This is a genomic window from Nocardiopsis sinuspersici (assembly GCF_001998325.1).
GTDB classification, from domain to species: domain Bacteria; phylum Actinomycetota; class Actinomycetes; order Streptosporangiales; family Streptosporangiaceae; genus Nocardiopsis; species Nocardiopsis sinuspersici.
In genome coordinates this window covers 2608831-2622696 of sequence record NZ_MCOK01000001.1, presented here as the reverse complement: position 1 = coordinate 2622696, position 13866 = coordinate 2608831, and the positions used below count along the sequence as shown (strand labels likewise).

The 13866-nt window shown below is 65.1% G+C and carries 7 protein-coding genes and 1 pseudogene; 5 read left to right on the top strand and 3 right to left on the bottom strand.

Going from position 1 to position 13866, the window contains the following annotated elements:
• Nucleotides 1–164 precede the first annotated feature (164 nt).
• Complete coding sequence (locus NOSIN_RS11250; protein ID WP_077690687.1) at nt 165–2492, bottom strand: AAA family ATPase; 2328 nt, start codon at nt 2490–2492, stop codon at nt 165–167.
• 396 nt (nt 2493–2888) lie between these two features.
• Between NOSIN_RS11250 and NOSIN_RS11245 the strand changes: the two genes are divergently transcribed.
• Nucleotides 2889–3455, top strand: coding sequence for a hypothetical protein (locus NOSIN_RS11245; RefSeq protein WP_143832920.1), 567 nt, complete (start codon nt 2889–2891; stop codon nt 3453–3455).
• A gap of 88 nt (nt 3456–3543) precedes the next feature.
• Here the strand turns inward: NOSIN_RS11245 and NOSIN_RS11240 are convergent, their stop codons facing one another.
• Both NOSIN_RS11240 and NOSIN_RS11235 read right to left on the bottom strand, forming a co-directional pair.
• Complete coding sequence (locus tag NOSIN_RS11240; protein WP_236743464.1) at nt 3544–3714, bottom strand: DUF397 domain-containing protein; 171 nt, start codon at nt 3712–3714, stop codon at nt 3544–3546.
• An 11-nt stretch (nt 3715–3725) separates the two neighbouring features.
• Nucleotides 3726–4586 carry a helix-turn-helix domain-containing protein gene (locus NOSIN_RS11235; protein ID WP_077690684.1) on the bottom strand — a complete coding sequence of 287 codons (861 nt, stop codon included), beginning with the start codon at nt 4584–4586 and terminating at the stop codon, nt 3726–3728.
• A gap of 232 nt (nt 4587–4818) precedes the next feature.
• Between NOSIN_RS11235 and NOSIN_RS11230 the strand changes: the two are divergent.
• From NOSIN_RS11230 to NOSIN_RS11215, 4 genes and pseudogenes are all read left to right on the top strand, one after another.
• Nucleotides 4819–5381 (top strand): annotated as a pseudogene (locus NOSIN_RS11230) (ATP-binding protein).
• Nucleotides 5382–5670: 289 nt separating this feature from the next.
• The gene (locus NOSIN_RS28105) at nt 5671–5865 is read left to right on the top strand and encodes a hypothetical protein (protein ID WP_309232685.1); all 195 of its coding nucleotides are present in this window, start codon (nt 5671–5673) and stop codon (nt 5863–5865) included.
• A gap of 178 nt (nt 5866–6043) precedes the next feature.
• Complete coding sequence (gene pglX / locus NOSIN_RS11220) at nt 6044–9739, top strand: BREX-2 system adenine-specific DNA-methyltransferase PglX (RefSeq protein WP_077690682.1); 3696 nt, start codon at nt 6044–6046, stop codon at nt 9737–9739.
• Between the two features lie 300 nt (nt 9740–10039).
• Nucleotides 10040–13858, top strand: a complete 3819-nt coding sequence (locus tag NOSIN_RS11215; protein WP_077690681.1) for a phage resistance protein — start codon at nt 10040–10042, stop codon at nt 13856–13858.
• Nucleotides 13859–13866 lie beyond the last annotated feature (8 nt).

Genomic DNA, 13866 nt, shown 5'->3' with positions numbered 1-13866 from the left:
GCGACATGGTCGGCTGCTCTCGCTATGACCGTGAGCGCTGGGCTCGTCGGCGTACTGCTCGACCGGTCTCCGGTCGCGAGCGAGAACGCGTGCACGCCCGGCGGGGAGCCGGTTCGGTGGGGCGGCCTCGCCGAACCGGCTCCCGAAGCGGCCGGGGCCGCTGGTCAGACGGAGACGAGCCGGTCCATGTACTCCGTGAGCCGCAGCCGGTGACACACGCCCTCGAAGTGGTTCCTGTCGTGCTCACGCATCAACGCGAACACGTCGGAGATGACCTCGCGGCCCCGGAAATCGAGGATCCGCCCGTCGCCCTCACCGAACGTGCCGTGGGAGTGATGGTTCAGGAACTTCATCAGGCGGTCGGCGCGAGCGGGATCCCCCCGCAGGACGTACTTGACCGCCTCCGTCAGATTCGTGGCCTGCCTGGGCGCCTTGAAGTGCAGGAAGTGCTCCAGGAGTTTGCGGGCGTCGTTGGGCGTGGACGTGGCGAGCCGGATGTCGGCGGTCACGCAGGTTCCCTGCGTGGCCTCCAGCAGATCCCAGGCGGCCCGGTGGAAGAGCAGGAGGTAGTCGGCGCCGAGGATCGTCGCGACCGGGCTCTCCAGGTCGACCGGGTCCAGGACGGGTTGACGCGTGGTCCGGCCCGAACCGTCCCGGTCGGGGCGCTCCACGGACTTCATGAAGTGGAGCGTGGCGTGGGACCGCCGAACATCCGGGGCGCCCCGCAGGAGATCGCGGGACCAGTGCCGAAGGAACTGGGTACTGTGCGTGAAGACGAACAGCTGACGGCAGAGCTTTCCCGGTTCCAACCGGGTGGCCAGTGTGGAGTAGACGCCGTACATCAGGTGGTCGTCGAGGCTGGAGACGGGGTCGTCCACCACGACGATGGTCTGCTTCAGGTCCCGCCCGCGTTCCGTCAGGCTCTGGAGGAAGTAGAGCAGTGCGATCGCGGTCTTCTCGCCCTCGCTGAGGTTGTGGGCGGGGCTACCGGAGCGCATGACCTGGTAGTGCCCGTCCTCGTAGCCGAAGGTGAGTTCCTCGTGTCGGAGGAGGCTACGGATGTCGAGGTTGAGCAGCGGGAGGAAGTGGTGGGGGTCAGGCCCTTCCTGCGGGGTTTCCAGGAGGACTCCCTGATACTTGGCCAGGGCTTCCTGGTGTTCTTCGATCTCCGTGTCGAGTGACTCCTGGTGGGAGCGGTGGTCCCGCCAGGTCTCCTCGATTCCGTGCAGCATCCGCTCGAACTCGCGCTCGGCCGCGCGGGAGCGGTCCAGCTCGCGTGTTCGCGTGCCCTGGTCGTGCTCTTCGAGGATCGAGTGCAGCTCGCCGAGGTCCACGGCGAGTGTCTCCACGTCGGTGGGTGCGGTGAGCGCGGTGAACATGGCGCCCTTCTTCTCCCCTAGGGCCCGATCGAACCGGTCCAGGCTCAGCAGGAGGTCGTCGATGTCGGACCGGGCCTTCTTCACCGCGTCGCCGTACCGCTCGCGCAGGTGCTCGAAGAGCTGCTCCCCGGTGGGCAGCCCGGCAGGAAGCCCGCCGAACCGCTGCCGGAGGCGGCCGACCTCCTGCTCCAGCGCGCCGATCTCGTCCTGGAGCCGCTTGTAGCTCTCGTCGAAGTGGTGCTCCAGCCTCCGCCTGCGCTCCTCCCCGACGGGGGACTCGCAGAACAGGCAGGTGTCGCGGTCGGCGTGCAGGGCCAGGCCGTCGCGAACCCAGTCACCGTGGGCCTGGTCGGACGCCAGGTCGGCGATCACCTCGGACGTCACCGTGCGCGCCAGTAGATCGGTGAGCCGGTTCCGCAGGTCGTGGACCGACGGCTCGGCCTGAGCCGTGACGCCCACGGGCGCCCACGCGGGACCGTGGATCAGAGCGCGGTCCTGGTCCTCGCACCGGTCGAGGTCCTCCAGCGTGGTGAGGGGGCCCTCCAGAGCCCTCTCGACGTGGCCGCGGTTGAAGGCGCGGCTGAAGCGGTCGTTCGCGGAGAAGAGCTCCTTGTTGGCCCGTCGGCCGAGATCGCGGCAGAGTTCCTCGCGCTTGCGCTGCTCCCGGTTCCTTCGCTTCTGGAGGTCCTTGATTCGCGGCCCGAGTTCCTCGATACGCCGCTGGGCCGCTTCCCGACGCTCCTTGAGTTCGATGCTGGGTTCGCCCAGATACATCAGTGCCGGGGCGCCGGTGCCCGCGTCCTCGGCATCGAAACGAAGATTCCGGCGAACGTAGTCGGCACTGAACAGCCGTACGTTGTCCCATGCCCAGTCACCGGCGGACTTGACCTTTTCCCGAGTGTTTCCCTCATGATCCGTCTGGATGACCGCTTTCATGCCATGTGACCATTCCGGGTCTTCCGGCACCCCGCTGAGCAGGGTGGCCAGGGTGCTCTTGCCTGTCCCGTTGGGGGCGTAGACCAGGTTGAGCCGCTGGAAGTCGACGGCGTTGGGATGCTCCTTCCATCCCTGGTAGCAACGGAAATTCGCGACATGTGTGATGCGCTTGATCAAAGGGGGCGTCCTGGGAAGTATGCGAACCTTGGGTTTTTCCAGGATGGCAGAGGCGGCCTTCTTCCGCACGGGAATTGTCCGCTGTCGTTGTGTGCGCGGTTCGAGCGAGGTCATTTCCGTACAAGGAGTCGAATATGGTCATCGAATTCGATCGCGAGTTCGAATGGCCGAGTGTTGAGGCGCCGTGATCCTTACCTGCCAGGGATGGTGGAGATTCGTGGCGCGGTGAGGTTGGCGTGCGGGCGGAGGGTGGTGGACGTCGGATGGCCATCGAGGTCCGGGAAACGGTCTCGACGCCGAGGTGGGGACGGGACACGTGAGTGTCGCTGCCACGCAGTAGGTTCGCGTCGTCACGATCTGTTAGATATGCCGAGCCGAGCAGAGTCAGGGGAGCGCGTGGAGCGATCGTTGTGGGACACGATGACCGGTGCGGTGAAAGGCGCGCACGAGTCCATCGGGGCCGAGGCCGGCGGGGTCCTCATGCCGTCCGTATATCCGTTCCTGAACGGAAAACCGATCGGGTTCGCCCAACTGCGGCCGGTCTACCAGGGGAAGGACGCGGCTCAGGGAATCGCCGAGCTGTCCTTCCTCGCGGCGGCCGTACCGGTGGACGAGGTCTTCGTCGCATGGGAGTCGCAGGACATCGCCGTGGCGTGTGAGCTGCCGCCGCTGTACCCCTCGTCCTGCCTGAACCTGCTCCGGGCGAGCCCGGAAGGCATGGTTCTGCGTCGCATGCCCTACGAGGAGAGGTTCCTCAACGGACGCACCGCTGAAGGGATGTCGCGGGTGGGGTTCGACTGGCTGCACCAGGAGCCGGACATCAGGGACCCGGAGCTCGAACCGGCGATCGATGCCCTGGTGGGCTTCTGCTGGGATCCGCTGGACCTGGACTCCGATGACCCGCTCCTAACCACCCATGCGTACATGCGGTCCCTGGGGTACACGGTCAACCTCTTCGCCTGAGCGGCCGGAACCGGGGGAGTGGGGGAGTGCGAGGTGGGGCGGGCGCAGCCGGCGCGCCCGCCCCACCTCAAAGCGGCTTCACGAGCTGCTATGACAGGTCCGACCGCGCGGCGGTGAGGAAGGCACCCCACTCGGCGGAGGGGAAGGGGAGGTGGCCGCGTTCTGGGCGCTTGGAGTCCCGAACGGCGGCCCCGCAGGGCAGGTCAGCGACCTCGACGCAGTCTTGGTCTTGGCCGCTGTAGCTGCTCTTCCGGAACACGAGGTTCGTCACTAGTCACTCTCTAGGGCTGCTGCCACGTCCTTGATGAAAGAGGCAGACTTGGCTGTACTCAGGGCGGAGGCCTGAACATCGCCGAAGGTTGCGCTGTACTGCGTGACCTGGTCAGCCTCTTCGATGAAGAGCGAGTCCGTCACCGTCCCTACGTAGACGATCGGCGTGTCCAACGGTTCAGAGAACTCAAGGATAGTAAACGGCGCCGCGAGTGCTGCATGAGCGCCTGCCGTGAACGGCAGTACCTGGATGTCGAGGTTGGGAAGCTGTGCCATGTACAGCAGATGGTCCATCTGAGTAGCCATGACCTTCTGGCCGCCAATCTGGCGCCGGAGGGCAGCTTCGTCGATGACCGCTCGCAGTTGCACCGGGCGAAACCGAGTGAGGACCTCTCGCCGTGCCATCCGGAAGTCGACCCGACGTTGGACCTCCTGCGGGCTGACGTACCGCCCTCCCTGGAAGATCGCTTCCGCGTAGCCAGGGGTCTGCAGCAGGCCAGGAACGGTTTGGGTTGAGAAGGTGCGTATGACGAAGGCTTCGGCTTCGAAGTCTGGCAGAGCCTGGTCGCCGAAGATCTCTCGGTACTTCGCCCACCAACCCCTGATCTTCGCATCCTTCGCGAGCGCCTGCATGGCGTCGCGCATCTCTGGATCCTCGATCTCGTAGAGATCCATCATCTTGTCGAGATCGCTGCTGGAGATGCGTTTGGTCTCGGTGTGCTCGATCTTGCTCAGCTTGCCAGCGCTCCACTTGAGTGCCTTCGCGGCCTGAGAACCGGTGAGGTTGGCTCGTTCGCGCGCACGACGAAGTTCAGCGGCAAGTCGCCGGAGGCGTAGGGAGGGGCTTCGCTCTATGGCCATGGCAGGATCCTAAGCGGAAAACTCTCAAATTTCCAATCTGTCGTTGACTGGAGTGTGATTGAGAGTATGGTGGGGAGCGTAGTCAGTGATCGGCATCTCACTGAGCGTTGAAGTGGTGCTGGTCAGACTACGCCGTGCCCCTTCCTGCTACGCGGGAAACGCGAAGGTCTCACTCCTGCGGGCACGCCGATCCACCCCGATGTCCTCCACGCATGCAAGGAGTCTGTTCGTCATGCCCGCAATAGCCCCGATGCCGGTGCTGCCCGAGGTGACCGTTCCGCTCAACGAGCTGGTGCCGCCCGCCTACCGGCACTACTTCAACGGCCAGCCCAGCCGGCCCCACTACAGCGTTCGCCGCTACGACTTCGGATCCTCGCCGCAGTACATGCCGCTTGTGCGCGCCTACCTCGACACCTGTGCCGCCCAGCAGAGCTCTGACTACCGGTACCTGTTCAAGCTGCTCGGTTCCGAACTCGCCAACAACGCCCTGCGCCACTCCAAGTCAGGGCTGCCTGGAGGCTCGTACTCGCTCCTGGTCGCACGGCACCGGGACGGGATGACGCTCACTTGTCGCGACCAGGGCGAACTGGCGGATCGGATGATCCGCCACGATCAGCGTGAGCACCTCGTTCCGTCCCCGGAGGGCTCGATCTCGTCGCCGAGAACGGGCGTGGCCTGGCGATGGTCGACGCCTTCGCCACCCGCTGGGGCGACAACGGTCAGCCCAGCTACCGCAAGGTCTGGTTCCACCTGGCCTACGACCTGACGGACAGCCTCTGGAACACCGAACTCTGACACGTGCAGCACGCGCCACATCGACGGCGTCAGTGCCGTTGAAGCGCGAAGGGCCCAGGAGAGCTTTGCCGCGCTCTACCCGGGCCCCAATCCGATCCCGGAATCCACCACTGCGAAATGAAGGAAAGCAGGATCAGTGACGCATCCTATCCCCGCGCCAAGGCCCTCCAGCGATCCGCTCTTCCGCAGGCGCCCGCCCCTGCCACGGCGTACTCCGCTGATCGGTCCGGTCTGCCCCTCCTGCACTCACCCTTCATGCCGTAGGCGTCGCGCCGAGCGCCTGCCGAGGTTGGGCGGACACCGTGCCGAGTATGCCCGCGAACACCTGCGCGCCGCCTCCGCCCAGGCCCACAACCCGCGCCTGGTGATCTGGTTCGGGGAGGCCACGCACTCCTACTGGGTCGCCACTCCTGCCGGTCTGACCGAGTCTCCCGACATCGGTGCGCTCCTCATCCTGCTGGACCCGGCACCTGACCTGGTCTGATCAGGAACCGCTGTGGCGGTGGTGGCCCAGGGTGATGGCTCGCCACCGCCACAGCCCTGTCGTCGGCGCAACGAAGCGAGAACAGCTCCGCCATCGTTAGCTCATTCCGGGTGCGTTCGAGCGCCCGGAAGCCTGACAATGGGAGAACCCAGCCCCTCTCGTCTGTCTTGGAGTCCCCGTGGTCGATCACGCCCTGCTGCTGAAGGACCTACAGAAGCAGGTTCGCTTGCTGGAGACGGACCTGCGTGAACGCAGCGAGGACCCCACCGCGATCAAGGGCATCGGTCCCACCGGGAAGTCCGAGACCTTCGACGAGTTCCTGAAGCGTGAGTACCAGCGTGCCCGGGATGCCGAGCGAACCGCCACCACAGAGGGCGCATGGCGCGAGGGCCAGGTGACCCAGGCCGCGGTGGCGTGGGTGCTGGCGACGGTGTTCGTCCGCTTCTGTGAGGACAATGGTCTTCTGGAACAGCCCTTCATCGCCGGGCCGAAGAACGAGGCCGACCGCTTCAGCATCGCGCAGGAGCTGAAGGACGCCTGGGTTCTCCAGGGGCGAAGCGAGAACCCGGACGCTCCCGAGCGCACCGACCGTGACTGGCTGGAGCACGCCTTCGAGCAGATGAGCGTGTCCTCGGTGATGGCTGGGCTCTTCGACAAGAAGCACAACCCGATGTGGGCGGTCACTCCGTCCCACCAGGCCGCCAAGGCTCTCATCGACTTCTGGCGGTCAGTGGGCGATGACGGACACCTGCTCCATGACTTCACTGATCCCGAGTGGAACACTCGCTTCCTCGGTGACCTCTACCAGGACCTGTCCGAGACCACTCGGAAGACCTACGCACTTTTGCAGACTCCGGAGTTCGTTGAGGAGTTCATTCTCGACTATACCCTTGAGCCAGCGGTGGAAGAGTTCGGACTCGACGGAAATCGGATCTATCGGGCTGAAAACACCGGATTTCGATTGATTGACCCCACATGCGGGTCCGGTCACTTCTTGCTCGGGGCGTTTCACCGCTTGCTTTCGAAGTGGCGTGAGTCTGAAACCGGAGCTTCGGACTGGGATCTGATCAACCGCAGCCTGCGTAGTGTTCACGGAGTTGATAAGAACCCCTTTGCTGTCGCGATTGCTCGCTTTCGACTCTTTCTTGCAGCTATGAAGGAAGCCGGAATCATCCGCTTGGGCTCGAGCAACCCTGAGTGGCCCATCGTGGTGGCTACGGGTGACTCGCTGCTTCATGGTCGAGGCGCACCGCAGCGGCAGGAGGACCTGTTTAGCGATAGTGGTATTCACCGATATTCGACAGAGGATGTTGGTGAATACGTAAACGAATTTGATCTTCTTGGAGTGGCTAGCTATCACGCTGTTGTGGGAAATCCGCCCTACATCACAGTTAAAGATAAGCAGGAAAACCTAAATTACCGGAATCGGTACTCCACCTGTTCGGGAACGTACGCCCTCTCGGTGCCGTTCGTTGAGCGCTTTTTTGACTTGGCGAAGCGAGCTGGAGGGGACAAGCTTGGTGCTGGATATGTCGGACAGATCACTTCTAACTCCTTCATGAAGCGGGAATTCGGCAAGAGACTAATCGAGGATTTCTTTCGGGGGAAGGTCCAGCTTAGCCACGTAATTGATTCCTCGGGTGCTTTTATTCCGGGCCATGGGACGCCAACTGTAATTATTTTTGGCAGGAACTTGCTTCCTTCTCGAGAAGAAAAAATCCGTGCGGTTCTCGGGGTTCGAGGAGAGCCAGCTCAGCCAGAGGTGGCCTCAGAAGGTCGGGTATGGTCAGCGATTGTTGAACAATTCCGATCTGCTGAATTCAGCGAATCTGAATGGGTTTCTGTGGGTGACTTCGATCGGCTTAGGTTTGCTGACCACCCCTGGAGCCTGTCGGGTGGCGGTGCTGTTGAGACTTATCGATTGATTGGCTCTGGAAAGCGAGCACTGGGGGAGGTTATTGAAAAGCCCATTGGTCGGGCAATTAGGGCTGGTTCTGACGAGGCCTACATTAGGCCGATGCGGTCGAGTTACTCTCATGTTGCAGATGGATTTGGCCTTCGCCCCTTGCTAGTTGGTGAGATCGTTAGAGACTGGAGTTCGTCTCCAGAAGAGCGCATTTGGTACCCGTATGAGCCTGGCCTCGACTTGTCTATCGTCAAGTCGGATCTCTGGTTTCTCCGCTCAATATTGGCTTCCCGGAGAACATTTAAAGGTGACATGTCCGATGCTGGCCTCGGCTGGTGGGACTATATGCAGCATACGTCATCTGCGTATTCTTCTCCTTTGTCAATTACTTTTGCCTTTGTGGCGACTCATAACCATTTCGTGCTAGATCGAGGTGGTAAGGTCTTCAATCGTTCGGCTCCCGTGATTAAGCTGCCAGATGAATCTACCGAGGATCAGCATCTAGATTTGATGGGCCTTCTTAACTCCTCGACTGCCTGCTTCTGGATGAAGCAAGTCTGTCATGACAAGGGTAATAGGGGAGAAGGTGGTGGTATTACGAGTGCTGCGTGGGAGAGGTTCTATGAGTTCACAGGAACGAAGCTCGGAGAATTTCCGATTCCCGGAAATTTCCCGCTTTCTCATTCTAGGGAGATCGACGCCCGAGCCCAGTTGATGTCGTCCGTGGAGCCCTCAATTATCGTCGAGGCAGAGATGCCAACGGCTGGCCGGCTCAAGGAAGCCCGTATAGAGCATGCGGCCGCCCGGCAGCGGATAATCGCGCTTCAGGAAGAACTTGACTGGGACGTTTACCACCGGTACGGGCTCATCGCTGATGACCAACTATCTGAACTTGTCATACCTGACACATCTAATGTTCCTTCTATTGACCTAGGGGAACGGGCCTTTGAGATCGTTCTCGCACGCAAGGTGGCAGAGGGAGAAATCTCCACCGAGTGGTTCAATCGGCACGGTTCCACTCCTGTTACAGAGATTCCGGACCATTGGCCGGACCTCTACAAGAAGGTCGTCGCAAAGCGCATCGAACTAATCGAGTCCGACAAGAACATCGGCCTGATCGAGCGTCCTGAGTACAAGCGCCGCTGGCAGTCCGAGACCTGGGAGAAGAAGCAGCAGGCCGCGCTCAAGTCCTGGCTCCTGGACAAGTGCGAGGACCGGCGTCTCTGGTTCAGTACCGACGACTACGGTGAGGAACGCGCCCGTCCGCTCTCCGTTCGCGCCCTGGCCAACCGAGTGCGTGACCTGTTCCCTGAGGTCGCCGAGGTCGCCGCCCTCTACGATTCCAGCAAGGACTTCGCTCAGGTCATCGCAGACATCGCCAAGACCGAGCACGTGCCCTACCTCGCAGCGCTGCGCTACAAGGACACCGGCATGCGCAAGCGCGCGGACTGGGAGCACGTATGGGACCTCCAGCGCCAGGAGGATGCCCTCAACGCAGAGCTGGCCGAGGGCGAGAAGGAGCGCCGTCTCGACATTCCCGTCCCGCCCAAGTACAGGTCCGGGGACTTTCGCAAGAACGAGTACTGGTCGAACCGGGGCAAACTCGATGTGCCCAAGGAACGCTTCATCTCCTACCTCGGCGCTGAGACCGACACCGACCCCACCCTCCTCCTGGGCTGGGCCGGGTGGGACCACGCCCAGCAGGCCGACGCCCTGGCCACCCTCGCCCACGAGCGGCTTGAACAGGACGGTTGGTCGGAGCATCGCGACCGTATGGTCCCGCTGCTCGCGGGACTGGCCGAACTCCTGCCCTGGGTGAAGCAGTGGCACAGCGAGAAGGACGAGTACGGCGACACCCCCGCCGACCACGCCGAAGAGGACCTCACTACCCTGCGGGACACCACCGGCATCACCGAGTCTGAGATGAAGGCGTGGCGGCCCGCAGCCCGGGGACGTAAGAAGGCCTGACCCCCGAAGCCCAGCCATCGGCACACCGAACCCCTGGTGGCGCACGGTGCGGCCCCGCGCAATCCCGTCGCGGGGCCGCACCCGGCACAAGGGTCTTTCAGCCCCTCTTCCACGGCCGGAACCGGCCACCGGGCGCACTCCGATCACCCCATGAACACGTGTGTCCAGCTCACAACAGCGACGTAGGCTGGGCACCTGGTCATATGCGGGATCGTGTACCAACGACCCCTTCCCCGAAGGCTCCCCGCCGGGTGGTACGCGTTCCCCACACAACAGCAGTCAGAAGGGCACACGGCGACGATGGCGACACCTCCCCCTGGACCGGGCGACGACGCCGGCGGCAGCCGGGTCATCAGCGACCTCATCGACATCCCCCAGGCCGTCCACGAAGGCGACCTGGTCGTCAAGCTCACCGAGAGCACCTCCAGCCGCCAGGCCCAGGCCCTCTCCGAGTACGTCGTCACCTCCCAGCTCGCCGAGTCCTTCGACCAGGCCCTGGAGACCATCCGTTCCTCCGTCGTGGACGGCAAGTCGCAGGCCAGCTACCTGCACGGCTCCTTCGGCGCGGGTAAGAGCCACTTCCTCGCCGTGCTCTCCGCGATCCTGGACCACCACCCCGACGCCCGCGGCAAGGCCGGTCTGGCCGACACCGTCGCCAAGCACGACGCCTGGTTGCAGGGCAAGAAGTTCATCGAGGTCAAGAGCCACCTCATCGGCGAGGAGTCCATCGAGTCGCACATCCTGGGCGGCTACGTGCGCCAGGTCCGCGCCGAGTACCCCGACGCGTCCGTGCCCGCCGTCTACCGAGCCGACGGGCTGCTCGCCGACGCCCGCGAGCTGCGCGCCCGCGAGGGCGACGCGGCCTTCATCGCCCAGTTGCCGCCCCGCGAGACCAAGGGCGAGAGCACCGGAACCGCCCAGGACGCCGGCGCTTGGGGCGACTTCGGTGGACCGGCGACCTGGACCACCGAGACCCTCGACCAGGCCTTCGCCGTGGTCCCCGAGACGGCTTCCCGAGCCGACCGCGCGCTGCGCGACGACCTCGTCAGCGCCCTCATCGCCGGACCCTTCAAACGCTTCACCGAGGCCGTCGGCGACTCCAGCAGCGCCTACGTCGGCATCGACGAGGGCCTGGCCGTCATCAGCCGGCACGCCAGTGAGCAACTCGGCTGCGACGCCGTCATCCTGCTCCTGGACGAGCTGATCCTGCGCTTCACCGCCTTCATCGGCGACGAGGGCCGCATCAACTCCGAGATCCAGAAGATCGCGAAGCTGGTCGAGTCCTCCCAGAGCCACCGGCCCGCGCCCATCATCAGCTTCGTGCCCCGCCAGCGCGACCTGCGCGACCTCGTCGGCCTGGGCGGCGGCACCGAGGGCGTCTCCCAGACCATCAACTACTGGGACGGGCGCTTCGGCCACATCAAGCTCGCCGACGCCAACCTCACCGAGGTGGTCCGCCACCGCCTGATCAAGCCGCGCGACGACCGGGCCGCCGCCGAGATCGACACGGCCTTCGAACGCATGAGCCGCACCCGGCCCGAGGTCCGCGACGCCCTCCTGGACAGCGAGGGCGGTGAGACCAGCACCTGGGAGGACTTCCGCAAGCTCTACCCCTTCAGCCCCGCCCTGCTGCACGTCATGGTGGACCTGTCCGCCGCTCTGCAGCGCCAGCGCAGTGCCCTCAAGCTCCTGCTCCAGCTGCTGGTCAAGCACCGCGACACCCTGCCCGTCGGGCAGATGGTGCCGCTCGGCGCGGTCTTCGACGTCCTCTTCGAGGGCGAGGACCGCCCCTTCACCGACCAGTTCAGCGCCGAGTACACCAAGATCCGCACCTTCTACCGCAACAAGGTCCGCCCCTGGCTGCTCAACCGCAACGGCACCAGCGAGGCCGAGGCCGCCGGGCTGGACGTGCGCGCCCCCTTCCGCCGTGAGGACCTGCTGGTCAAGACCCTGCTACTGAGCGCGCTCACGCCCTACGTGCCCGCGCTGAAGGACCTCACCGCAGGGCGAGCCATCGCCCTCAACCAGGGCATCGTCAAGGCCCGCCGCACCGGCCAGGACGTCGCCGCCGTCACCCAGTTCTTCAAGGACATGGCCGCCCAGTTCGGCGAGGTGCGGGTGGGTGCCCAGGCCACCGACCCCACCGTCTCCCTCAACCTGCTGCGGGTGGACACCGAGTCGCTGATGCGCACGGCCTACTCCGCGGCCAACGACCACGCCCTGCGCCACCTGTTCAAGCGCCTGCTGTGGAAGGAGATGGGCCTCGACGAGGGCGCAGCACGCACCAACGTCGTCTGGCGCGGCACCCAGCGCCTGGTCGAGGTCGCCTTCGGCAACGTGCGCTCGGAGGACATGGGCCGCGAGGAGTTCCAGCCCGAACACGCCCACGCGGTCAGGGTCGTCCTCGACTACCCCTTCGACGAGGACGGCAAGACACCGGCCGAGGACCGCCACCGGGTCCAGTCGCTGCGCGAGGAGTTCCCCACGCCACCCGCCACCCTGGTGTGGCTGCCCACCTTCCTGTCACCGCGCAGGCTCGAGGACGCCCGGCGCGTGCTGATGATGGAGTACCTCCTCCAGCCCGACGTCATCGAGGAGAAGGCCCCCGACTGGAGCAGTGACGACCGCCGCGAGGCCCGCGCCCAGCTCGACAACCAGCGCAACCAGCTCACCGCCCAGATCAGCGGGCTGATGCGGGGCGCCTACGGGCTGGTGGAGGCCGACCCGGACAGTACCGACTACGACGCGCACGCCGAGCGCCACATCGAGCCGCTGCCGCCGTCGCTGACCGTGCCGCTGGAGGCCGGCAGCCAGTTCCCCGCCGCGATGGAGCGCATCACCCGCAAGCTCCTGGACCACCTCTACCCCGAGCACCCCGACTTCTCCATCGGGGGAGGCAAGACCCCCGTACGCCGCGCCGACCTGTCCACGGTCCTGGGCGCCGTGGAGGCGGCCAAGGCCGAGAAACTGCACAACCACACCCCCGCCAAGACCGACCTGCCCGCGCTGCGCCGCATCGCCGACCCGCTGGAGATCGCCAAGGTCACCGAGGTCTTCGTTCTGCGCGACGAGTGGGTGCGCAGGCTCGACCACTACGCGCGGATCAACCAGGCCGAGACCACCGACATCCGGGTCAGGGATCTCAAGCGTTGGATCCGCGACCGCGAGGACGGCCGAGGCCTGCCCGAGGACGTCGTAGACCTGCTCGTGCAGGTCTACGCCATCCAGTCCGACCGGGCCTGGATCCGCGCGGGCAAGCGCTACACCGGCATCGGCTTCGGCCAGCTCAGCGACGACATCGTGCTGCGCCGCCAGGAACTGCCCACCCAGGAGGACTTCGACCGCGCCAACGAGCGGGCCGAGAAGGTCTTCGGACTGTCCCGCCAGCCCGTGCTCAACGCGCGCGCCGTCCAGCGCATGGCCGAGCAGCTCAAGGAACAGGCCACCCGGTGGCAGGCCTCCACCGAGCACCTGGTCAGGGAACTGGCCGCGCACGCAGACATCCTCGGGTTGGACGAGGACGCACCCCGGCTGCGGACCGCGCGCGCCACCGACGACCTGCTGGGGCGCATGCGCGGGCTCTCCGACGACACCGCGCTGGTCACCGTGCTCGGACAGGCTGACCTGCCCGAGGAAGCGGCCGTGTACAAGGCCAGCATGGCGGGTGCGGGCAACCTCGCCGACGCGCTGGCCGCCACCCAGTGGGACATGCTGCGCGCTCTGGAGCGGTTGGCGGGCGAAGGCGGTGACGACCATCAGCGGGCCGCGGACACCCTGGCCGACCTGCGCGAGGCCGCACGCCACAACGCGCACAGCAAGAATCTGGCCACCGTGCTCAGCTCCGCCAACAGCACCGTCGTCACCCTGCTGGTCAACAAGACCAGGACAGACGAACGGACCGTTATCACTGATCGGCGGCAGCCGGTGGCCCGGGACAAGACCACCGACCGGACGCCGCAGGACACGGGTACGGGCGACGACCGGACCCGCGCCGACAACGACACCTGGGTGCGCGTCGAGGCCGGTGAGGACGTCGCCGCCGCCGTCGAGCGGTTGCGCGAGAAGCGCGGCATCGACCCGGACGCCAAGATCGAGATCAGCATCCGGGTGGCCGAGTGAGCGCCGCC